This window comes from Streptomyces sp. HNM0645 (assembly GCF_030056615.1).
Classification (GTDB): domain Bacteria; phylum Actinomycetota; class Actinomycetes; order Streptomycetales; family Streptomycetaceae; genus Streptomyces; species Streptomyces marianii.
The window spans coordinates 1-20917 of sequence record NZ_JASHLT010000030.1 but is presented as its reverse complement, the minus strand read 5'-3'; the positions used below and the strand labels follow the sequence as shown (position 1 = coordinate 20917).

Genomic DNA, 20917 nt, shown 5'->3' with positions numbered 1-20917 from the left:
GGCCGTCCGCCCGGACGGCCGGACGAGCTTTTGTTCGATGATGCCCCCGGATGCCCGTCCGAGGGGCCGCCCGGGCCCGGGCTCCGCCAGCACGGCGAAGGCGGCTCCCTGGTCGTCGGCGAGGACGGCCATACGTCCGTAGGGGATGTCGAACGGCGGTGCGGTGACGCGGGCGCCGAGCCGGGCGGCGTGTTCGACGGTGGCGTCGGTGTCGTCGACGGCGAAGTAGACGAGGAAGTGGCCCGGCATCTCCACGGGGAACGCGTCGGTGATGACGCTGCGGGCCCCGACGGCGGCGTCCCCGCCGGGTTCGGCCCCGGCGGGCGACCACATCAGGTAGTCGACGGTGTCGTCGGGCAGCGGGGTGCCCTGGAAGCCGAATACTTCCCGGTAGAAGGGGTCGACGGCGTTCTTGTCGCGGGTGTAGACCTCGGTCCAGCAGAACGAGCCGGGCTCGCCCCGGAGGGCGAAGCCGTCGCGTTCACCCTTCTGCCAGAGGCCGAACACGGCGCCCGCGGGGTCGGCGGCGAGGACGACGGTGCCGAGGCCGTCGACGGGCGTGGGGGCGGTGATCACCTGGCCGCCGGCGTCCCTGATCCGCCGGGCGGTGGCGGCGGCGTCGCCGGTGGCGAAGTAGACGCCCCAGGTGGTGGGCATGCGGCCGTCGCTCTTGGAGGCGAGGGCGGCGACGGCCTTTCCGTCGCGGAGGGCGTCGGTGTAGTGCGGGTAGGGGCCGTGATCAGCGCTTTTCTCGCTGTACGTCCAGCCGAACAGTTCGCCGTAGAAGCGCTTGCCCGCTTCGAGGTCGGGCAGTTGGGCGTCCACCCAGCAGGGCGTGCCCTCGGTGAATGCGGCCATGGTCCGGCCCCTTCCTCGGCGCGGGTTCCGCGGGGCGGGTTCCTGGTGCGGATTCCGCGGCGCAGAGCCCTCGACACGGGGTGTGACGTCAGTCACAGTCAATCGGATTGCGGCATGCACCGCACGCAGAGGAGCCCGTTCGTTGAGTTGTCCACCGAAATTATCCACAGGCTGTTGATAACACTGTTGGCCCACCCGGGGGACGAGGCGGGAGCACCCCATTTGCAGTCGGCCGAATCGCGCGCCGATCACCCCTCGGTAAGCTGACGGCATGACAGGACAAGTACGCACTGTCGACGGCCGGGTCGCCGGCCGTCGCGGACAGGCAACGCGGCAGAAGCTGCTCGACTGTCTCAGCGAGATGCTCAGCTCCTCGCCGTACCGGGACGTCAAGGTCATCGATGTGGCCCGGAAGGCGGGGACCTCGCCCGCGACCTTCTACCAGTACTTCCCCGACGTCGAGGGCGCGGTCCTCGAACTCGCGGAGGAAATGGCCACGGAGGGGGCCGCGTTGACGGACCTGGTCGCGGGCCGGTCCTGGGTCGGCAAGGCGGGCTGGCAGACCGCGGAGCAACTCGTCGAGGGATTCCTCGACTTCTGGCGCAAGCACGACGCGATCCTCCGCGTGGTGGACCTCGGCGCTGCCGAGGGCGACAAACGTTTCTACAAGCTCCGCATGAAGATCCTGAACTCGGTCACCAACTCCCTTGCGGACGGGGTGAAGGAGCTCCAGTCCAAGGGCAAGGTCGACAAGGACGTCAGCCCGATGGCGGTGTCGGGTTCGCTGGTCGCGATGCTGGCCTCGGTGGCCTCGCACCAGAAGGGCTTCCAGACCTGGGGCGTCAAGCAGGCCGAACTGAGGCCGAACCTGGCGCTGTTGGTGCACCTGGGCATCACGGGCAGGAAGCCGACGAAGTAGCGGACGGGCCGCGATGACGGGCGCGCTCGCGCCAAGTCCTTTCACAGGAAAGCCCGTTCACTTCCGGCCACGCGGCCGTCGGCAGCGGAAGCTCGGTCGCCGTCATGACCGTGCCTCGCGGCACGCCCTTCGCCGCCACACCTTCCCCCCGGCACGGCGCGCCCGCGTCGGCCCGCGCTGCACCGGCACGCCCTTCGCCGTCGCACCTTTCGCCCGTACGCCCTGACCGGCCAGCCCGCAGGACCGCGGACGCCCGCACCGGCCGGGGACGCCCCTCCGCCGATCCGCACGCGCCCCTTCACGGACCCACGTCCCTCCGCCGGTACGTCCCGGCAGGTCCGTCGCGGCCGCTCCGCACGGTCGGGTGCGCGCCCGCACCGTCCCGCGCCGTCCTGTGGCGTCAGTCGCCCTCCGCGGTGTTCCGCCGCGTCAGCCGGAACAGCCGGATCTCCCTGTCGATCCTCGCCTGGTACGTCGCGTACGGGGGCCAGAACGTGAGCGCCGCGCCCCAGGCGGCGGCGCGTTCCTCGCCGGTCAGCAGTTCCGCCCGGACCGGCACGTCCCCGCCCCGCCAGCTGATCTCCGCTTCGGGGTGCGCGAGCAGGTTGCCCGTCCATGCCGGGTGGCCCGGCCGGCCGAAGTTGGAGCCGACGAGGATCCAGGTGCCGGTCGCCTCCTCCGGCATGCACGCGAGTGGTGTGCGGCGCGGGAGCCCGGTCCTCGCGCCGTGCGCGGTCAGCACGAGCCCGGGCAGCATCCGTGCGCTGGGCAGCACCCTGCCCCCGGTGATCCGGTGGACGGCCCGGTCCATGGCCGGGATGACGTGCGGGGCGAGCCGTGCGAAGGCGCGGGTCGAGGAGATCTTCCGGACCATGCGGATCCCGGTGCGCATCAGACGCCCGCCGCCTCTCGCGCGCCCGGCCGGGGTCCCGCCCCGACCCCGCCCCGGGGCCCGTCGGCGAACCCGGCCGCCGGGGCTGCGGGGACAGCGGCCGCCGGGGCGAACAGGCCCGCCGCCTCCGCCGCCCGTGCGCGCAGCCGGTGGACGGGCCCGAAGAGCAGTTCGTCGGAGGCGGCCCGCTTGAAGTACCGGTGGGCCGCGTGCTCCCAGGTGAAGCCGATGCCGCCGTGCAGCTGGATCGCCTCACCGGCGACGGTCCGGAGCGCCTCCAGGCACTGCGCGAGGGCGAGCGTGCCCTCGCCGGGGTCCCAGGCGGCGTAGTACGCGGCGGACCTGGCCGCCTGGACGCTCACGTACAGGTCGGCGAGGCGGTGCTTGACCGCCTGGAAGGAGCCGACGGCCCGGCCGAACTGCTGCCGGTCCTTCACGTGCCCCACGGTGCGGTCCAGAACGGCCGCGGCCGCGCCGACGGCCTCCGCCGCGAGCAGCGCCGCGGCGGTGCGGCCGGTGGCGGCGAGCGCGGCGGGCACGTCCGCGCCGGGATCGTCGCCGAGCAGCTCGGCCCTGGTGTCGCGGAGCTGGACGCGGGCCTGCGGCCGGGTCTCGTCGAGCGCGGTCCACCGGGTACGGCGCAGCCCGTCGGCGTCCCGGGCCCGAACGAGGAAGAGGAGGGTGCGGCCTCGGGTGAAGCCGCCGGTGTGTGCGGCGACGAGGAGGAGTCCGGCGCTGTGTCCGTCGAGGACCTGTTCGGCCTCGCCGTAGAGCCGCCAGCCGCCGTGGCCGTCGGGCCGCGCCTGGATGCCGCCGGCGCGGCCGCCGCCGGCCCAGGTCCCGTGCGCGTCACCGCCGGTGAGGGCGAGGGCGGTGGCGAGCGCGGTGCCGGGTACGCAGAGGGCGGCGGTGAGGGAGCCGCCGGCGATGCCGGGCAGGAGCTCGGCACGCTGCCGTTCGGTGCCGAGCGCGGTGATCAGGGGGGCGGCGAGTCCGGAGGTCGCGAACAGCGGCAGCGGTACGAGCGCCCGGCCGGTCTCCTCGGAGGCGAGGGCGAGCTCCGTGGTGCCGCAGCCGGCACCGCCGTACTTCTCGTCGAGGGCGAGTCCGGGCAGGCCGAGAGGGTCGGCGAGCCGTGCCCACAGGCCGGGGTCGTAACCGGGCCCCGCCCCGGCGGCGGAGCCGGTGCCGTCGCGTTCGGGCGGTCCCGGCGGTCCGCCCTTGGAGAGGGCGGCGCGCAGGGTGCGGCGGATCTCGGACTGCTCCGGGGTGAACGCGGCGTCCATCGGGTCTCCCCTCGACTTCTGACGGGTCGTCATGTTAGGGGTGGTGGCGACAGAAGCCCAGAGTGGAGCGAGCGGCGGCCTCGTGCGACGAGCCGTACCGCCGCCCCGCATATCTGATGTACCGTCAGATCCATGCCATGGAGTCAGCGCCGCCCCCGCAAGGTCGCCGTCGTCGGCATATCCCTCTCGGACTGCGGCCGCGTCGACGGCCCCACCCCGTACGCACTGCACGCCCAGGCCGCACGGCGCGCCCTCGCCGACTCGGGGCTCGGCCGCGACGTCGTCGACGGCCTGGCCTCGGCCGGGCTGGGCACCCTCGCCCCGGCCGAGGTCGCCGAGTACCTGGGACTCAGGCCGCGATGGGTGGACTCCACCTCCGTCGGCGGCGCCACCTGGGAGGTCATGGCCGCACACGCCGCGGACGCCATCGCCGCGGGCCACGCCAACGCCGTGCTCCTCGTCTACGGTTCGACGGCCCGCGCCGACGTCCGCGCGGGGCGGCGCACCTCCAACCTCTCCTTCGGGGCCCGCGGGCCGCTCCAGTTCGAGGTGCCGTACGGGCACACGCTGATCGCCAAGTACGCCATGGCCGCCCGGCGCCACATGCACGAGTACGGGACGACGGCCGAGCAACTGGCCGAAGTCGCCGTCCAGGCACGGGCGAACGCCTCCCGCAACCCGGACGCGATGTTCCGCGACCCGATCACCGTGGACGACGTGCTGTCCGGGCCCGTCATCGCCGACCCGTTCACCAGACTGCACTGCTGCGTCCGCAGCGACGGCGGCTGCGCGGTGCTGATCGTCGCGGAGGAGTACGTCCCGGACGCCGCCAAGGCTCCGGTGTGGGTCCTCGGCAGCGGGGAGCACGTGTCCCACACGACGATGTCGGAGTGGGACGACTTCACGGTCTCCCCGGCCGCGGTGAGCGGGCGGCTGGCGTTCGAGCGGGCGGGCGTGCGGCCGGGGGACGTCGACATCGCCGAGGTCTACGACGCCTTCACCTACATGACCCTCGTGACGCTGGAGGACCTGGGCTTCTGCGCCAAGGGAGAGGGAGGGGCGTTCGTGGAGAAGGGGCGGCTGCGGCTGGACGGGGAGCTGCCCGTGAACACCGACGGCGGTGGGCTGTCCGCCTGCCATCCGGGCATGCGCGGGCTATTCCTGCTGGTCGAAGCGGTACGCCAACTACGCGGGGAGGCGGGCGGCCACCAGGTGCGGCGGGCCGACGGCAGCGTCCCGGAACTGGCCGTGGCCTCGGGTACGGGCGGCTGGTTCTGCTCGTCGGGGACGGTGGTACTGGGCCGCTGAACGGCACGGGGCGGGTACGGGCCCGGTCCGGGGGGCACGAACGGCCCCGCTCGTCCGGCCGGTTCCCGCGCGTCCGGGGCGGGCGCGGGCGGCGGTTGCGGCACAGTGGGACGAGGACGGGAGGGCGACGCCCTTCCCCAGACCGTTCACGAGCCCGTGAGGAGATTCCGGTGGCCCTCAGTCGCGAAGAGCGTGAGCAGTTCCTGGCAGAGCCCCATGTCGCGGCGATCGCGATCGACTCCGGTGAGGACGGCCGGGCGCCGCTGAGCGTGCCGATCTGGTACCAGTACGAACCCGGCGGGGAAGTCTGGATCCTGACGGGGCGCGACTCGCGCAAGCACCGGCTGATCGGCGCGGCGGGGCGGTTCTCGCTGATGGTCGACCGGCTGCAGCCCACGGTCCGCTACGTCCAGGTCGAGGGGCCCGTCACGTCGACGGAGCCCGGCACCGAGACGGCGCTGCGGGAGCTCGCCGCCCGCTATCTTCCGCCGGGCAAGGTCGACGGGTACGTCGAGTTCGCGCTGAAGGAGCACGGCGAGACGGTCGTGCTGCGGATGCGGCCGCAGCGGTGGCTGTCGTCCGACCTGGGCCAGGTGTGATGATCGGGGCATGACGCACGATCCCGGCGGCGACGGCACCGCCCGAGAGTTCCGTGAGCTGCTCAGGTCGCTGAAGGTCTGGGACACGGACCTGCCGTCCTTCGACCCGGACGGCGCCCCGGCGGAGCCGCTGCCGCTGTTCCACCGCTGGTTCACGGAGGCCGCGGCCGCCGGCCAGCCCGAACCGCACACCATGACCCTCGCCACCGTGGACGGGGACTCCCGGCCCGACCTGCGGACGCTGATGCTGCACGACGCGGACGCCCACGGCTGGCACTTCGCCACCCACGCGACGAGCGCGAAGGGCCGCCAGCTCGCGGCCCGCCCGGAGGCGGCGCTCGGCTTCTACTGGTCCCTGCACGGCCGGCAGGTACGCGTCCGCGGCCGGGTCGTGCCGGGCACCCCGGAGGAGGCGTACGCCGATCTGCACGCCCGGTCGACCGGGGCGCTGGCGGCGGCGCTCGTCGGCCGGCAGAGCGAGGTCCTCGGCTCGCAGGAGGAGTTGCGGCGGGCGAACGCGGCCGCGTGGGAGCGCGCCGAGACCGATCCGGAGGCGACGGCGGAGACCTGGACGGTGTACGTGCTCGTCCCGTCCGAGGTCGAGTTCTTCCAGGGGGACGCGCGACGCCGGCACGTCCGGCTGCGCTACCGGCGAGAGGACGACGCGGACGCGTGGGTCCGGGAAATGCTCTGGCCGTAGCGGGGCGGGCCGCGAGACGAACAGGGCGGTCGGGAGGATTCCGTCCTGACGCCGACGGGTTCGCGCCGCCGCCGCGTCGCCTCTCGTCCGATCCCCCGGAGACGCCGTCGGGCCCCGCCCGCCGGCGGTTGTCCGTCCGACGCCTGCGGACCCCCGACGGGAAATCGGCCGCTTCCGTTCTCAGCCAGGGGGACCATTCGTCGTGGCGCGCCCTCCTCCTGCGGTCGGACCGACCCCGGGCCCGGCGAGTGATTCGCGCAACTCCGTTCTGCGAAAGGGTGGATGACGTTCGACCACCCCCCTCACAAGGACCGCATCATTGTGCGAAGCAGACGAATAGCCCCCGTTCTGGCCGTCAGCGCCGTCGCGACCCTCGTCCCCGCGCTCACCCCCGCCGTCGCCTCGGCGGCCGCCCCGGCGCCCAAGATCCCCGCCGCGGCCGACCCCTTGAAGCAGTACACGCAGCAGAAGCCGCGCTGGAAGCGCTGCGACGCGCAGAGTCCGGCGGGCTTCCAGTGCGCGACGGTCAAGGTGCCGCTCGACTACAGCCGTCCCGGCGGCAAGAAGATCGACGTCGCCGTGTCGCGGATGAAGGCCACCAGCGCCAAGGAGCGGCGCGGAGTGCTGCTGCTCAACCCCGGCGGCCCCGGCGGCGAGGGCCTGAGCATGCCGCTGTTCCTGGCGAGCGAACTGCCCGCGTCCGTGAAGAAGAAGTACGACCTCATCGGGTTCGACCCGCGGGGCGTCGGCCAGAGCTCCCCCGTGAGCTGCGGGCTGAAGGACGGCGAACGCAACTGGGAGCGCCCGTACAAGGCCGCCACGTTCGCCAAGGACGTGAAGTGGGCCCGTACGGTGGCCGAGAAGTGCCGGGCCAAGGGCGGTGACGCGCTGCTCCGGTTCACCACCCGCAACACCGCGCGCGACATGGACGTCGTCCGCGCCGTACTGGGCGAGAAGAAGATCTCCTACCTGGGGTACTCCTACGGCACCTACCTCGGCGCCGTCTACACGCAGATGTTCCCCAAGCGGGCCGACCGGTTCGTGCTGGACAGCGCCGTCGACCCGCAGCGGATCTGGCGGGGGATGATCCAGGTGTGGGCGGAGGGCGCCGAGCCCGCGTTCACGCACTGGAGCGAGTGGACCGCCGAGCGGCACGCGAAGTACAAGCTGGGCAACACCCCGGCCAAGGTCCGCAAGACCTTCTGGGACCTCGTCGCCCGGGCCGACCGCAAGCCCGTCGACATGGACGGGACGCGCGTCACCGGCGACGACATCCGTTCCGGACGGGCGATCTTCTTCGACGTGGCCGGCGCCGCCCAGACGGTCGCCGACCTGAAGAAGGCCGCGGCGGGCAAGAAGCCGGCGCCGTCCCGCGAGCGCAGCGGGTCGCAGAGCCCCGTCCCGCCGTCGTTCGCCCGCGCCGTGCCCTCGGACAACGGGGACGCGAGCTTCTGGGCCGTGGTGTGCGCCGACACCCGCTCCTGGCCGCGCGACCCCGAGCAGTACCGCCGTGACGCGATCCGCGACAAGGCCAGGTACCCGCTGTACGGCGACTTCGCGTCCAACATCAAGCCGTGTGCGTTCTGGAAGAACGGCCCCGAACAGGCCACCAGGATCGACAACAGGGTCGGCGCGCTCGTCCTGCAGAACGAGTGGGACTCCCAGACGCCGCTGACCAGCGGTCAGGGCCTGCGCCGGGCCATGAAGGGCTCCCGTATGGTCACGGTACTGGGCGGCGTGGGCCACGGCATCTACGGCTCCAAGTCCTGCGCCGACAAGACGGCGACCGCGTATCTGACGACGGGCAGGCTGCCGGCGAAGGACCTGACCTGCCGGACCCCGGCCGGCCAGCGCAAGGACCGGCTGCAGCTTCCGCTGCCGACACCTCCGGGAGTCCCGGGGCTGTCCGGGACGCGCGACCGCTTCTGACGCACGGCGACACCACCCGGTCGAACGACGTGGGGCCTTCCGCCACGGGAGGCCCCACTGTCACGTCCGCGGCCGGGCGCCGACTGCGGGTTCGGCGCCCGGCGCTCAGCGCCTGCGCGCGCCCCGCACCGCGCGGTCCCGCCAACCGCAGTAGACAGCGGCCGGGTCGGTCCAGTAGCGCCACGGCAGTGCGTCGACGTACCCGTCGACGATCCGGAACTGCTCCAGCGCCGCGTCGTACCGGCCCTGCCGGGTCAGGAAGTACGCCAGGAGATGCCGCACGTCGGCCGTGTCCGGATGGTCGGGCCGGGCCGCCGCCACGTCCACCAGCGCGGCGTCGACCAGGGGCACGACCTCCGGCCTAGGGAAGTCGGCGGCCTTCGCGTCGCTGTCGCGGTGCTCGTACCAGGCGAAGTCCCCCGTGATCACGGCCGGGTACGGGCCGTCACCCCGGTGCCGGGCGACGAAACCGACCAGCTCGCGCACCTGGGCGCAACGCACGGCCGAGGCGTCGATGTCGGACGTCAGACGCGTGGTGAAGAACGGCACGGGCGGGCCGCCGGGCACGTCCAGCCGGGTGTGCAGCACGAGGCGGCCGTCCTCGTACCTCGCGGCCGACGGCAGCCGCAGCACCTCCCGGTCCGCGATCGGCCACCGGCTGAGCACGGCGTTGCCGAAGTCGACGTCCGTCTCGCCGTTCCTCCGCTGCCACCGCTGCGGCGCGTCGGAGGCCGCCCATGTCCAGTGCAGCCCCAGTTCCTCGGCGAGCCACCGCGCCAGGTTCTCGTCACCCGTCGCCCACACCTCCTGGAGGCCGACGACATCGGGCCGCAGCTCGCGCAGGACGGCCAGGATCGCGTGCCGCCGCTTCTCCCAGGGCCCGAAGCGCCACCACACGTTCCACGTCACCACACGCATGGCGCGAGCTACCGGGCCGGGCGCGGGGCGGCGGTCGTGGCGACGAACGCCGCCCAGGAGGCCGGCGCGACGCTGAGCATCCGGCCGTCCGGCACCTTGGAGTCGCGGACGTGGACGGTGTGGGGGCAGGCGGCGACCTCGACGCACGCATCGCCCTCGTTGCCGCTGTAGCTGGAGGTGCGCCAGGCGTAGGCGATCTCGACGCAGCTTCCGCCCTCGTTGAGGAGCATCCCTGGCCGCCCGGTGCCGCCTGCTTCGGCCCGTGCGCCCGGGACCAGTACGTCGGCGTCCCGGCCGCCGACGGCAACGCCCATCCGCTGTCCTGGCGCGCGGGGCCGCCGGCCGCCGGGGAGTTCGTGGACCCGGAGCTGCTGTTCGCGGTGGTCACCGCGCAGCTGTGCCTGTCGCCCGAGGGCTGAGCCGGGGGATCATGGCCGGTATGACGGGGTGGGGAGAAGAGTTCGCCGGACTGATGGCACGCGCCGGGCTGGAGTTCGTGGGGGACCGGCCCCGGGACGAGGACGTCCTTCCGGCGCGGGCCGTGTGGCGGCCCCTCGCCGCGATGGGCATGGAACCGACCGCGCGCGTCCGGTACGACCGGCCGGACCTCGTCTCCGCGGTCAACGCGCAGTGGCACCGGCTCGCGGTCGAGTACGGCGTGATCGGGACGGACGGCGTGTTCCTCGTCGACGTCGCCGATTCCCGCAGTGGTCCGAGGCGTTGGGTCCGGGTGCGGCTCGGCGCCGAGTGGGATCTCGCGGGCGTCCTCGGCGAACGGCCGGGGCGGCCCGAGTTCGTGACCGCGGCGGTCGACGGCGGGTCGCTGCTCGGCGTCACCTGCGAGGAGTACGACGTCCGGCTGGTCGCCGTGGACCGGATCCGGGAGCGGCAGGAGGAGGCCGCGCGGGCGGAGGCCCGGGAGACGCCCGAGGAGCGTGAGGCCGCGTGGGCGTGGCTCTTCGAGGGGCCGATGCGGCCCCCGGAGCTGCCTGCGGGCTGGCGCGAGTGGCTCGGGTTCAACCGGGCGGTGCCCGGGGACGTGCTGGTGCGGCTGCTGGACTCGGCGGCCGATCTCCTGTGGCGCAAGGACCTGCCGCCGGGGGTGGTGGACGCCGCCGTCGACCACCCGGACCGGAACGTGCGGTCGCAACTCGTCGAACGACGGCACCCGTTGACCGCCGGACAGTGGACGCGGCTGATCCTGGCCGAGCCGGGTTCCGCGCGCCGGGCGCTGCTCGCCGAGGACGCCGCGCGGACGGGCGCGGAGTTGACCGCGGAGGGGTACGAGCGGCTCGCCGGGGACGCTTCGGCGCTCGTGCGCGCCGCGGCTGCCCGCTTCCCGGCGCGCTGCGCGCCGCGCTCGCGGCCGACCCCGACGCGCGGGTCCGCGCCGCCGCGTGCACGGGGTGGGAGGACCTGGCGCTCTCGGCGCGGGAGGCGCTGCGTGGCGACGCCGACTCCGGTGTGCGTGCCGCGGCCCTGCTGCGGCACCACGCGACGCACCCGCTGCCCAGGTCGGTGTTCGAGGAACAGGGCTTCACCGACGAGGCCGTGGAGACGTGCCGTCTGGAGCGGGGGTTCGCGGAGTACCTGTGCGGGCACGGGGACGCCGCGCGGCGGCGGTCCGTGGCGCGCAATCCCCATCTGGACCCGGATCTGGTGGCCGTGCTCGCCGAGGACGACGACGACAACGTCCGCTTCCAGGTGTCCGTACGGCCCGAACTTACCGAGGAACAGCGGGCGGCGGTCCGGGCGGAGGTCGATCCGGACGGTATGCGGCTGACGCTGCCCTGGGTCCATGCGCTCCACGACGATCCGGAGGCCATGCGCCGCTGCGCGGCCTCGTCCCATCTGCTCCTGCGCAGCAGCGCCGCCCGGGCGAAGCGCCTACCGCCGGACGTCGTCGAGCGTCTCGCCCGGGACGAGGACCAGGTCGTTCGGCTGTTCCTCGCCGAGTCCTGCGACGACGCGCCCGCGTCCATGCTGCTGGAGGTGTGGCTGTGGTGGAACGGCAGCTTGAGCTGCCCGGGGAGGCCGCGCTCGCATCCGAACTTCCCGCGCCGGGATCTGCTCCGGTACGCGGACGACCCGCATCACCGGCTGCGTCAACTTGCGCTGGACGACCCGGACTCGACGGCGGACTTGGTGGAGCGCTTCAGCCGGGATCCCCACTGGGAGGTGCGGCGCCGGGCCGCTGAGGATCCTCGGCTGCCGACGGCGTCGGCGGTGCGGTTGCTCGACGACCCGCACGAAGCGGTGCGCGTGACGGCGGTGAGGCACGGACGGCTGCCCGCGCGCATGCTGGTGCGGCTGCTGCGGGACCGGAGGACGTTCCGCGACGCCCTGGTGAACCCGACGATCCCCGTCGCCGTCATGCGCCGGATGGCCGAGCCCGCCGGCTGACCTCAGCCGCCGGGCGGAACACCGGGACCACCACTCCCCCGCCCTCCTCCCGGAAGGCGACCTCCAACTCCATCCCGATCCGCAGCTCCGCCTCCGGGCACTCGACGATCTCGGTCATCATCCGCGGGCCCTCCGCGAGGTCGACGACGGCGGCGGTGTAGGGCGTGCGGGCGCCGAAGGGCGGCAGGTCGTTGCGGTGGACGACGGACCAGGTGTAGAGGGTCGCCCGGCCGCTCGCCGGCTCCCAGACGGCGGCCTCGCTCCAGCAGTACGGGCAGAACTCGCGCGGATAGTGGTGGGCACGGCCGCACGCGCCGCAGCGGCGGACCAGCAGACGCCCCTCGGCCGCGGCGTCCCACCACGGGCGGGTGAAGTCGTCGACGTCCGGGGTCGCCGCGGTCCGGTCCGCGGGGGACACCGTCCGGGCAGCCGAAGACACGGTCCGGGCGGGAGCCGCCGCGGTCCGGTCCGCGGGGGACGCTGTTCGGCCGGGAGCGGCAGCCGTCCGGTCCGCGGACGGGGCGGTCCGGGCAGCCGGGGACACGGTCGGGTCCGCGTGAGACGCGGCCCGGGCGGGCGCCGCGGCCGTCAGGTCGGTGCCGCTCCCGTCGCCGTTCGCTCCCGCGCTCACAGGAAGAGCCCCAGTGCGCTGTCGAGGGACCATGCCTGCCACGACACGGCGAGCAGCGCGACGAGCGAGATCAGCGCCATCATCGCGTTCTGCCCCTGCTCGGCCCAGTCGTGGATCATCAGTACCAGGTAGAGGAGGTTGAGGGTCAGCCCTCCGATCAGGGCGACCGGGGTGACGAAGCCGGTGATCAGCCCGAGCCCGAGGGCGAGTTCGGCGTAGACGACGATGTACGCCATCGCCCTGGGGCGCGGGGCCACGATCCGGTCGAAGCCGGACCTGACCGCCGCCCAGCGGTGCTTCGCTGCGACCTCGGCGGCCCAGGCGATGCCGGTGCCCCGCTCGAACCAGCCCTTCCTGTCCTTGTGCCGCCAGCTCTCCAGCCACCACAGGCCGAGGCCGATGCGCAGGACGGCGAGCCATTCGGCGCCGGTGAGCAAGATCGTCCGCATTGCCGGTCCCCTCCCCACAGATTCTGACGGTACGTCAGTTCACCGGAAGCGGTCCGTGTGCGCAAGAGGTAGCCGGCCGTGACCGTTTCGCAACCGCGCGCCACTACAGTGAGCACTCATGCCCGACCACAGAGCCATCGACCTCACCAACGACCGCCCCGTGTACGTCATCGGGGCCGGACCCGGCGGACTCGCCGTCGCCGCAGCCCTGCGGGAGCGCGGGGTGAGAGCGGTCGTCCTGGAGAAGTCGGACACCGTCGGGGCATCCTGGCGCGGGCACTACGACCGGCTGCACCTGCACACGACCCGGCGCCTGTCGGGACTGCCCGGCCTGCCCATGCCGCGCCGCTTCGGGCGCTGGGTCGCCCGGGACGACGTGGTCCGCTACCTCGAGAAGTACGCCGAGTTCCACGAGCTGGAGCTGATGACGGGCGTGGAGGTGTCCAGGATCGAGCCCGAGGGCCCGGACTGGGTGCTCCACGCGAGCGGCGGACGGCGGCTCACCGGGCGCGCCGTCGTCGTGGCGACCGGGTTCAACCACACCCCCCGGATGCCGGACTGGCCCGGCCGGGACACGTACACGGGCGAACTGCTGCACGCCTCCGCGTACCGCAGCCCTTCCCCCTACACGGGCAAGGACGTGCTCGTCGTCGGGGTCGGCAACACGGGCGCGGAGATAGCGGCGGACCTGGCCGAGGCGGGAGCCTCACGGGTGCGTCTGGCCGTGCGGACCGCGCCGCACATCGTCCGCCGTTCGACCGCCGGCTGGCCGGCACAGCGCACGGGGATCCTCGTCCGGCGGCTGCCGGTGCGGCTGGTGGACGCGGTGGGTCGGCTGCTGGCCCGGATCGCCGTGCCGGATCTGTCCGAGCACGGCCTGCCGCGCCCGGAGGCGGGCCTGTACACACGGGTCCGGCAGGGCGCCATCCCGGTACAGGACGTGGGCCTGATCGACGCGGTCCGCAGCGGGACGGTGGAGCCGGTCGCCGCCGTCGAGTCGTTCGACGACGGCAAGGTGGTCCTGGCGGACGGCTCCCGCATATCGCCGGACGCGGTCATCGCGGCCACCGGCTACCACCGCGCACTGGAACCGCTGCTGGGGCACCTCGGCGTACTGGACGACCGTGGTCGGCCGGCCGTCCACGGCGGCCGGACCCCGCGCGAGGCCCCGGGCCTGTACTTCACGGGCTTCACCAACCCGATCAGCGGGATGCTCCGCGAAATGGCTCTGGACGCGCGGAAGATAGCCAAGGCCCTGTCGAAGTGACCCCCCGCCCCCCGGGGCGGGGATCCCCCGCGGGGACGGACCCGGCGCCGACTGACGGCCGCCTTGACGTCGACACCGGCACCGGCACCGGCACAGGCACCGGCCTCCAGGGCGCCCGCGGGAGGTCCCGGGGCGGCGCGGGCGAGACCCCCGCAACCCCACCGGTACCGGTGATCCGGCCAGCCCCTCCCGCACATCCGGCCATCCCGGGGTCCGATCGCCGGGAGACGGGTTCCTTCCGGGTGGCCCCGGGCAGCATCCCCGCGCGCCCCGTCCGGCCGGGCTCGCTCCCAGGCACTTCCCCGCGCACGGACCATTCCTGACATGCCGTCAGTTCTGTAATCTGACTATGCGTCAGTAACATGGCCGACGAGCAAGGAGCGGCGGAACGATGCTTGGATCAACCCACGGCACCTTGACCACCGACCTCCGCGCCCGAGTGGTGGCCTGCGGGCAGCAGACCGGGGCGGCCGTCCACGGCGTCACCGCGGCCGAGGGCGACCTCGACGTCAGCGGCCGTCCGCTGTACGCGCCCGTACCCGAACTCGACCGCTTCTTCCGGCCCGAGGCGGTCGCCGTCGTCGGCGCCTCCGACGCCGACGGCCGGCCCAACACCGGGATCACCCGCCAGCTGATCGCCTGGGCCGAACGGGTCGGGGCGAGACTGCACCCGGTCCATCCGACCCGTACCGCCGTCTTCGGACTGCCCTGTGTACCGTCCGTCGCCGAACTGCCCGAGCCCGTGGACCTCGCCGTGCTCCTCGTCGGCGACCCGCTGCCCGTCATCGAGGAACTCGGCCAGGCGAAGGTGAAGTTCGCCGTGGCCTTCGCGTCCGGGTTCGCCGAGACCGGCGAGGCCGGCGCCGACGCCCAGCGACGGCTCGCCGCCGCCGTGGAACGGTCCGGGCTGCGGCTGCTCGGACCGAACACCAACCTCAACGCCTTCGAGCGGTTCCGCGACGACCTCGAGGGCCCCGCCATCGCGCTGATCACCCAGTCCGGCCACCAGGGCCGCCCCGTCTTCACCATGCAGGAACTCGGTGTACGGCTCTCCCACTGGGCGCCGACGGGCAACGAGGCCGACCTGGAGACCGCGGACTTCATCTCGTACTTCTCCGGACGGCCCGAGGTCGGGGCCATCGCCTGCTACGTGGAGGGCCTCAAGGACGGCCGCTCGTTCCTGCTCGCCGCGGACCGGGCCGCCCGCAACCGTGTCCCGGTCGTCGCGGTCAAGGTGGGCCGTACCGAGGCAGGCGCCCGGACGGCCGCCTCGCACACCGGCAAGCTCACCGGCGCGGACCGGGTCGTGGACGCGGCGATGCGCCAGTACGGGGTGATCCGCGTCGACGGCCTCGACGAGCTCCAGGACACCGCGGCCCTCCTGGCCCGGGCCCGCAGGCCCGCCGCCGACGGGGTCGTCGTCTACTCGATCTCCGGCGGCACGGGCGCGCACTTCGCTGACCTCGCCACCGCGGCCGGGCTGCGACTGCCCCAGCTGTCCGCGGACCGCCAGGCCGAACTGCACCAGTGGATACCGGAGTACCTGAGCGTCGCCAACCCGGTCGACAACGGCGGGCATCCCGTCGGCGACTGGCGCGGCCGGAGGATCATCGACGCGATCCTCGCCGACCCCGGCGTCGGTGTGCTGATCTGCCCGATCACCGGACCCTTCCCGCCCATGAGCGACAGGCTCGCACAGGACCTGGTGGACGCGGCGGAGGCCACGGACAAGCTGGTGTGCGTGGTGTGGGGTTCACCGGTCGGGACGGAGGACGCGTACCGGACGACACTGCTCGGCTCGTCCCGGGTCGCGACCTTCCGCACGTTCGGCAACTGCATCACGGCCGTCAAGGCGTACTTCGACCACCACCGCTTCACCAGCGGCTACCGCTCCCCCTTCGACGAGGCGCCCCGCACCCTCTCCCCCTCCTTCCGCAAGGCGCAGGCGCTGCTCCGAGCCGGCCACCGGCTCAGCGAGCACGCGGCGAAGCAGCTGCTGCGCGCGTACGGGATCCGGGTGCCGCGCGAGCAGTTGGTGACCAGCGCGGCGGCCGCCGTGAGGGCGGCGGGGCTGGTCGGCTACCCGGTGGTGATGAAGGCGTCCGCGCCGCAGCTCGCGCACAAGACGGAGCTGGGCCTGGTGAAGATCGGGCTGACCTCGGCCAGCCAGGTCCGCGACTCGTACCGCGAACTGACCGACATCGCCCGGTACGAGGGCGTGGACCTGGACGGCGTCCTCGTCTGCCAGATGGTCGAGCGCGGGATCGAGATGGTCGTCGGCGTGACGCGGGACGAGCTGTTCGGGCCGACGGTGACGGTCGGCCTCGGCGGGGTGCTCGTGGAAGTGCTGCGGGACGTGGCGGTGCGGGTCCCGCCGTTCGGCGAGGACCAGGCCCGCTCGATGCTCGCCGAACTGCGCGGACGAGCCCTGCTCGACGGGGTCAGGGGCGGGCCTCCCGTCGACGTGGACGCGCTCGTCGAAGTCGTCCTGCGGGTCCAGCGGATGGCGCTGGAGCTCGGCGGGGACCTCTCGGAGCTGGACATCAATCCCCTGATGGTCCTGCCCCGCGGCCAGGGCGCGGTGGCACTGGACGCGCTGGCGGTGTGCCGGTGAGCGAGGAGGGACCGGTGACGCGGGGCGTGCTGCACCGCACGGAGAACGGCGTCTCGTGGATCACACTCGACCGGCCCGAGGCGATGAACGCCGTCACCCGGGACCAGCGCGAGCGGATCATCACGCTCCTCGCGGACGCCTCCGCCGATCCCGACGTCCGGGCGGTCGTGATCACCGCGACGGGCAAGGGCTTCTGCGCCGGCGCGGACCTGCGCGGCGAGCGGCCCGAAGCAGGCGAGCGTCCCCATGCATCTGCGACCGGGAACCCCGCGTCCGGGAGTTCCGAGCCCGGCAGTGCCGCGCCCGGTTCGTCCTCGGCGGGCGCGCGGGAGCGCGTGCCCGGCGACGTGGCCCGGATGATCCGGCTCGGCGCACAGCGGTTCATCGCCGCCGTCCTGGACTGCGAGAAGCCGGTGATCGCCGCGGTGAACGGCACGGCGGCCGGCATCGGCGCGCATCTGGCCTTCGCCTGCGACCTGGTCCTGGCCGCCGAATCCGCGCGCTTCATCGAGGTGTTCGTACGGCGCGGACTCGTCCCGGACGGGGGCGGGGCGTATCTGCTGCCGCGACTGGTCGGACCGCACCGCGCGAAGGAGCTGATGTTCTTCGGGGACGCGCTGTCCGCGGCCGACGCCGAGCGGATGGGGCTGGTCAACCGGGTCGTCGCGGCGGACGAGCTGGAGAGGACCACCCGCACGTGGGCCGAGCGCCTGGCACACGGCCCGACCCGCGCCCTCGCGCTCACCAAGCAGCTGGTGAACGCCTCGCTCGACGTCGACCGCGCCTCCGCCTTCGCGGCGGAGGCGTCGGCGGTGGAGATCGCCATGACGACGCGGGACGCGAACGAGGGCGTCGCGGGCTTCGTGGAACGCCGGACGCCGCAGTACCGGGGACGGTAGGGGCGCGTCGCCGCCTCCAGCGGGGCTCCCGGTCCTCGCGCGTTCAGTCCTCGCGGCCCGTCGCCGCGACGGTGACGCCGAGGCCGATCATCGCGAGTCCGCCGGCCCCACCGATCACGGCGAGCCGCCGCGGCGACCGGGCGAACCAGCTTCGCGTGGTCGCCGCGGCCAGGCCCCAGACGCTGTCGGAGACCAGCGCGATGACGTTGAAGACCAGGCCCAGCAGCAGCATCTGCACTACGACGTGCCCGTCCTCGCGGTCGACGAACTGCGGCAGCACGGCGGCGAAGAACACGACCGTCTTCGGGTTCGCCGCCCCGACCGCGAACCCCTCCCACAGCGTCCGCGCACTCCCGTGCCCGGGGCCGCCTGCCGTGATCGCGGACTGCAGGGACCGCCGCTGCCGTACCGCCTTGACCCCGAGGTACACGAGGTACGCGGCGCCCGCGAGCTTCAGCGTCGTGAACACGAGGACGGACCGCTCCACGACGGTGCCGATCCCGAGGGCGACGGTCACGACGAGCAGACAGGCCCCCAGCGTGTTCCCGACGACCGTGGTCAGCGCGGCGCGGCGCCCCTGCGCCAGTGCGCGCCCGATCACGAACAGCACGCTGGGGCCGGGGATCACGATCAGCAGGAACGACATGGCCGCGAAGGCCGAAAGACGGTCGATGGACACCATGGGGTCATGGAACCCGGGGACGGCCGCCCCCGCGACCCGTTTTCCTCAGCCGTCCCGGGCTGCTCCGCGCCCCGCACCTGCCGGGCGGACGGCAGCCCGGACCTGCGGGTCCCGCTGCCAGTCCCGGACGAGGAGGCCGAGCAGCACCTCGTCCAGGAACTCGCCCATCACCCAGGCCGAGGAGCGCAGTACGCCCTCGCGGACGAAGCCGTTGCGCTCGGCGGAGCGGAGCATCGCCTCGTTGTCCGACAGCGTCTCGATCTGCAGCCGCTGCAGGCCGCGCACGACGAATCCGTAGTGACAGAGCACCGCGACCACGTCGGTGCCGTAGCCCTTGCCGCGGGCGGACGGCCGCAGCCCCAGCCCGATGTGCGCGGACCGGTTGTGGTTGTCGATGCCCCACAGCGTCGCGGCGCCGACCAGTGTGCCGCCGTCCAGCTCCACCACGGAGAACGGGACGCTCCCCTGCTCCTCGTCGTCCACCACGAGCCGCGGGTCCTTCGAGCCGGGCGTGATCGGCCGCCACGGCCCGCTTTCGGCCCGCGAGGCGTTGACCACGTCGTCGTAGAGCTCGGCCCGCAGGATCGGGATGTCGTCCTCGTGCCGGGCCCTGAGCCCGACCATGCCGCCTCTTAGCATGCAGGCTTCCTATCCGGCCGGACCGGCCAGCGGCAAACGGATTAGCGGTTCCTCGGTCGGTGCGGAGTGCGGTGCCGGACGAGGGCGCGGGCGACGCCGGGGAGGCCGGGGAGGCGCTCGGTACGCTGCCGCCGGTCAGGACACCGTCGAGGCGCCGCGGGCGGCCGCGATGAACGCATCGATCAGTTCGGGGCTCTTCACTCCGCGGCTGATCTCGACGCCGCTGGAGACGTCCACGCCCCAGGGGCGGGCCGTGCGGACCGCGTCCGCGACGTTGTGCGGGTCGAGTCCACCGGCGAGCAGCCAGCGCCGGCCGGGGGCCGGGAGCTGCTTGCCGCTGCGGTCCCAGGTCTCGCCCGCGCCGGGCACGGGCGCGTCGAGCAGGAGGACGTCCTCGCCGCGCTCGCCGTACCGCGGAACCTCGCCCCTGACGGCGACCCCCCGGATCAGGGTGCGGGCGTCCGGACGCAGGGCGTCGAAGTACGCGAGGTCCTCCTGGCCGTGCAGTTGCACGGCACGCATGCCGGTCTCGCCCAGCAGGGCGCGGACGGAATCGAGCGGCTGGTCGCGGAAGACGCCGACCGTCAGGACGCCGTCGGGCACTCGGGCGGCGAGGCGCCGCGCGGTACCGGCGTCGATACGGCGCGGGCTCTCGGCGAAGACGAAGCCGATGGCGTCGGCCCCGGCCTCGACGGCGGTGTCCACGTCCCGTTCCGTGCGCAGACCGCAGACCTTGACGAACAGGGGTGTGCCCATGTCGGTGCTTCTCCGTGACGGCGGCGACTGGTCGGCTCCACGCTACCGGGCGCGGACCACTGCCGGGTGGGGACCGCCTCCTTGTGGAAACCGCTGCCGCACGCGGAGCGCAGGCGCGCGCGGACCGAAGGCGCGCGGACCGGTGCGGGGTGGGTTCACCGGGGCGGCCCATCACGACAGGAGGGCGGGCGGGGCGGAGGGTTCCCATCTGACGCACCCTCAGGTTCAATGGACGGTGTGATGGGACACGCCGGGATGGCCGCGACCGCCGTCCGCTACCTCCGCTCCGCCGGCGCCGCCCCGCCGGGCGAGCCGTCCTTCGACCCGCTGCCGCGTCCCGCGCTGCGCACCGTCGGGGAGGACGAACGGCTGCCGGTCGCCCCCGCCGAGTTCCGGCGCGTGCTCGGGCACTTCGCGAGCGGGGTCACGGTCGTCACGGCCCACGACGCGGAGGGCGGCGGCCCTGCGGGCTTCGCCTGCCAGTCCTTCGCGTCGCTGTCGCTCGACCCGCCCCTGGTGGTGTTCATGGTCGCCCGTACGTCGACGACCTGGCCGCGCATCGCCCGCGCCGGGGCGTTCTGCGTCAACGTCCTCGGAGCGGACCAGGGTGGCCTCTGCCGCGCGTTCGCGGTGAGCGGCGCCGACAAGTTCGAGGGCGTCGCCCACACCCCCGCCCCGGTGACCGGCTCCCCCCGCCTCGCCTCCGTACCCGCCTGGATCGACTGCACGATCAGCACGGTCCACACCGGCGGCGACCATCTGATCGTGGTGGGACGGGTGGAGGCCCTGGGCGCGGAGGACGACGGCGATCCGCTGCTGTTCCATCGGGGGCGGTTCGGGCGCTTCGAGGCCTAGTCCAGTTGCGGTGGCTGACCCGTGACTGACCCCGGGGCGTGCCGGCCCGCGGGTTCAGCTGGGCGCGACCGTCTCCATGGCCCGGCACTCACCGACCAAGATCAGTCGCAGGTAGGCCCTCTAGACCCGTACTTCGCGGGTCGTTGATTCGTATGGTGTGACCGGCCTGGGGGTGTCCTGGGCCGGGGGTGTGGCGTTGGATCGGGTGTGTCGATGACTTCCCGGTCCCCGCGGCCACGGTCTCAGCGTCAGCGTCTTGAAGTGGCGGTGACGTCCGTGGTGGAGAAGCGTCTGGGTGCTCTGCCTGTCGCTG

At 73.5% G+C, this 20917-nt stretch carries 19 protein-coding genes and 1 pseudogene; 10 read left to right on the top strand and 10 right to left on the bottom strand.

Annotation, left to right across the window (positions count from 1 at the left end; all coding sequences use genetic code 11):
• Positions 1-69: 69 nt before the first annotated feature.
• A pseudogene (kbpA, locus tag QMZ92_RS21340) lies at positions 70-858 on the bottom strand (AfsK-binding protein KbpA); the annotation flags it as partial.
• A 271-nt stretch (positions 859-1129) separates the two neighbouring features.
• Between kbpA and QMZ92_RS21335 the strand changes: the two are divergent.
• On the top strand, positions 1130-1777 hold the full coding sequence (locus QMZ92_RS21335) for a TetR family transcriptional regulator (protein ID WP_283298987.1): 648 nt from the start codon (positions 1130-1132) through the stop codon (positions 1775-1777).
• Positions 1778-2177: 400 nt separating this feature from the next.
• Here QMZ92_RS21335 and QMZ92_RS21330 read toward each other — a convergent pair whose 3' ends face one another.
• Together QMZ92_RS21330 and QMZ92_RS21325 are read right to left on the bottom strand one after the other, a co-directional pair.
• Complete coding sequence (locus QMZ92_RS21330; RefSeq protein WP_283298986.1) at positions 2178-2669, bottom strand: nitroreductase family deazaflavin-dependent oxidoreductase; 492 nt, start codon at positions 2667-2669, stop codon at positions 2178-2180.
• Positions 2669-3955, bottom strand: a complete 1287-nt coding sequence (locus tag QMZ92_RS21325; RefSeq protein WP_283299045.1) for an acyl-CoA dehydrogenase family protein — start codon at positions 3953-3955, stop codon at positions 2669-2671. Before QMZ92_RS21325 ends, QMZ92_RS21330 begins: the two co-directional genes overlap by 1 nt.
• A gap of 132 nt (positions 3956-4087) precedes the next feature.
• On the opposite strand from QMZ92_RS21325, the gene QMZ92_RS21320 reads away from it, so the two are divergent.
• The 4 genes from QMZ92_RS21320 to QMZ92_RS21305 all read left to right on the top strand — a co-directional run bounded on the left by QMZ92_RS21320 (position 4088) and on the right by QMZ92_RS21305 (position 8491).
• Complete coding sequence (locus QMZ92_RS21320) at positions 4088-5263, top strand: thiolase C-terminal domain-containing protein (protein WP_283298985.1); 1176 nt, start codon at positions 4088-4090, stop codon at positions 5261-5263.
• Between the two features lie 170 nt (positions 5264-5433).
• The gene (locus QMZ92_RS21315; RefSeq protein WP_283298984.1) at positions 5434-5862 is read left to right on the top strand and encodes a pyridoxamine 5'-phosphate oxidase family protein; all 429 of its coding nucleotides are present in this window, start codon (positions 5434-5436) and stop codon (positions 5860-5862) included.
• 10 nt (positions 5863-5872) lie between these two features.
• The gene (locus QMZ92_RS21310; protein WP_283298983.1) at positions 5873-6562 is read left to right on the top strand and encodes a pyridoxine/pyridoxamine 5'-phosphate oxidase; all 690 of its coding nucleotides are present in this window, start codon (positions 5873-5875) and stop codon (positions 6560-6562) included.
• A 321-nt stretch (positions 6563-6883) separates the two neighbouring features.
• Positions 6884-8491, top strand: coding sequence for an alpha/beta hydrolase (locus QMZ92_RS21305; protein WP_283298982.1), 1608 nt, complete (start codon positions 6884-6886; stop codon positions 8489-8491).
• A gap of 105 nt (positions 8492-8596) precedes the next feature.
• Here the strand turns inward: QMZ92_RS21305 and QMZ92_RS21300 are convergent, their stop codons facing one another.
• Both QMZ92_RS21300 and QMZ92_RS21295 read right to left on the bottom strand, forming a co-directional pair.
• The gene (locus tag QMZ92_RS21300) at positions 8597-9409 is read right to left on the bottom strand and encodes an endonuclease/exonuclease/phosphatase family protein (protein ID WP_283298981.1); all 813 of its coding nucleotides are present in this window, start codon (positions 9407-9409) and stop codon (positions 8597-8599) included.
• A gap of 8 nt (positions 9410-9417) precedes the next feature.
• Entirely contained in the window at positions 9418-9639 is a 222-nt protein-coding gene (locus QMZ92_RS21295; RefSeq protein WP_283299044.1) for a DUF397 domain-containing protein, read from the bottom strand.
• Between the two features lie 1234 nt (positions 9640-10873).
• Here QMZ92_RS21295 and QMZ92_RS21290 point away from each other — a divergent pair.
• A complete protein-coding gene (locus tag QMZ92_RS21290; protein ID WP_283298980.1) occupies positions 10874-11812 on the top strand; it encodes a hypothetical protein in 939 nt (312 codons plus the stop codon).
• Here the strand turns inward: QMZ92_RS21290 and QMZ92_RS21285 are convergent.
• Positions 11781-12230, bottom strand: a complete 450-nt coding sequence (locus QMZ92_RS21285; protein ID WP_283298979.1) for a Zn-ribbon domain-containing OB-fold protein — start codon at positions 12228-12230, stop codon at positions 11781-11783. The genes QMZ92_RS21290 and QMZ92_RS21285 overlap by 32 nt on opposite strands.
• Positions 12231-12439: 209 nt before the next feature.
• Positions 12440-12892: a DoxX family protein gene (locus tag QMZ92_RS21280; RefSeq protein ID WP_283298978.1), complete on the bottom strand. Its 453-nt coding sequence runs from the start codon at positions 12890-12892 to the stop codon at positions 12440-12442.
• A 118-nt stretch (positions 12893-13010) separates the two neighbouring features.
• Here QMZ92_RS21280 and QMZ92_RS21275 point away from each other — a divergent pair, with 118 nt between their 5' ends.
• The 3 genes from QMZ92_RS21275 (at position 13011) to QMZ92_RS21265 (ending at position 17672) form a co-directional block, all read left to right on the top strand.
• On the top strand, positions 13011-14159 hold the full coding sequence (locus QMZ92_RS21275) for a flavin-containing monooxygenase (RefSeq protein WP_283298977.1): 1149 nt from the start codon (positions 13011-13013) through the stop codon (positions 14157-14159).
• Between the two features lie 391 nt (positions 14160-14550).
• Positions 14551-16773 (top strand): acetate--CoA ligase family protein, encoded by a 2223-nt coding sequence (locus tag QMZ92_RS21270; protein WP_283298976.1) that lies wholly within the window; start codon positions 14551-14553, stop codon positions 16771-16773.
• An 83-nt stretch (positions 16774-16856) separates the two neighbouring features.
• Entirely contained in the window at positions 16857-17672 is an 816-nt protein-coding gene (locus QMZ92_RS21265) for an enoyl-CoA hydratase/isomerase family protein (RefSeq protein WP_283299043.1), read from the top strand.
• 43 nt (positions 17673-17715) lie between these two features.
• On the opposite strand, the gene QMZ92_RS21260 is transcribed toward QMZ92_RS21265, so the two are convergent.
• The 3 genes from QMZ92_RS21260 to QMZ92_RS21250 form a co-directional block, all read right to left on the bottom strand.
• On the bottom strand, positions 17716-18354 hold the full coding sequence (locus tag QMZ92_RS21260; protein WP_283298975.1) for a LysE family translocator: 639 nt from the start codon (positions 18352-18354) through the stop codon (positions 17716-17718).
• A gap of 45 nt (positions 18355-18399) precedes the next feature.
• On the bottom strand, positions 18400-18993 hold the full coding sequence (locus QMZ92_RS21255) for a GNAT family N-acetyltransferase (RefSeq protein ID WP_283298974.1): 594 nt from the start codon (positions 18991-18993) through the stop codon (positions 18400-18402).
• Positions 18994-19128: 135 nt separating this feature from the next.
• On the bottom strand, positions 19129-19749 hold the full coding sequence (locus QMZ92_RS21250) for a phosphoribosylanthranilate isomerase (protein ID WP_283298973.1): 621 nt from the start codon (positions 19747-19749) through the stop codon (positions 19129-19131).
• 255 nt (positions 19750-20004) lie between these two features.
• On the opposite strand from QMZ92_RS21250, the gene QMZ92_RS21245 reads away from it, so the two are divergent.
• Positions 20005-20604, top strand: coding sequence for a flavin reductase family protein (locus QMZ92_RS21245; protein WP_283299042.1), 600 nt, complete (start codon positions 20005-20007; stop codon positions 20602-20604).
• Positions 20605-20917: the final 313 nt, after the last annotated feature.

Coding starts and splice junctions, on each gene's coding strand:
- QMZ92_RS21335 (WP_283298987.1), top strand. CDS start 1,130: ATGACAGGACAAGTACGCACTGTCGACGGCCGGGTCGCCGGCCGTCGC.
- QMZ92_RS21300 (WP_283298981.1), bottom strand. CDS start 9,409: ATGCGTGTGGTGACGTGGAACGTGTGGTGGCGCTTCGGGCCCTGGGAG.
- QMZ92_RS21250 (WP_283298973.1), bottom strand. CDS start 19,749: ATGGGCACACCCCTGTTCGTCAAGGTCTGCGGTCTGCGCACGGAACGG.
- QMZ92_RS21265 (WP_283299043.1), top strand. CDS start 16,857: ATGAACGCCGTCACCCGGGACCAGCGCGAGCGGATCATCACGCTCCTC.
- QMZ92_RS21330 (WP_283298986.1), bottom strand. CDS start 2,669: ATGCGCACCGGGATCCGCATGGTCCGGAAGATCTCCTCGACCCGCGCC.
- QMZ92_RS21320 (WP_283298985.1), top strand. CDS start 4,088: ATGCCATGGAGTCAGCGCCGCCCCCGCAAGGTCGCCGTCGTCGGCATA.
- QMZ92_RS21275 (WP_283298977.1), top strand. CDS start 13,011: ATGCCCGACCACAGAGCCATCGACCTCACCAACGACCGCCCCGTGTAC.
- QMZ92_RS21310 (WP_283298983.1), top strand. CDS start 5,873: ATGACGCACGATCCCGGCGGCGACGGCACCGCCCGAGAGTTCCGTGAG.
- QMZ92_RS21270 (WP_283298976.1), top strand. CDS start 14,551: ATGCTTGGATCAACCCACGGCACCTTGACCACCGACCTCCGCGCCCGA.
- QMZ92_RS21245 (WP_283299042.1), top strand. CDS start 20,005: ATGGCCGCGACCGCCGTCCGCTACCTCCGCTCCGCCGGCGCCGCCCCG.
- QMZ92_RS21325 (WP_283299045.1), bottom strand. CDS start 3,955: ATGGACGCCGCGTTCACCCCGGAGCAGTCCGAGATCCGCCGCACCCTG.
- QMZ92_RS21260 (WP_283298975.1), bottom strand. CDS start 18,354: ATGGTGTCCATCGACCGTCTTTCGGCCTTCGCGGCCATGTCGTTCCTG.
- QMZ92_RS21295 (WP_283299044.1), bottom strand. CDS start 9,639: ATGCTCCTCAACGAGGGCGGAAGCTGCGTCGAGATCGCCTACGCCTGG.
- QMZ92_RS21280 (WP_283298978.1), bottom strand. CDS start 12,892: ATGCGGACGATCTTGCTCACCGGCGCCGAATGGCTCGCCGTCCTGCGC.
- QMZ92_RS21255 (WP_283298974.1), bottom strand. CDS start 18,993: ATGCTAAGAGGCGGCATGGTCGGGCTCAGGGCCCGGCACGAGGACGAC.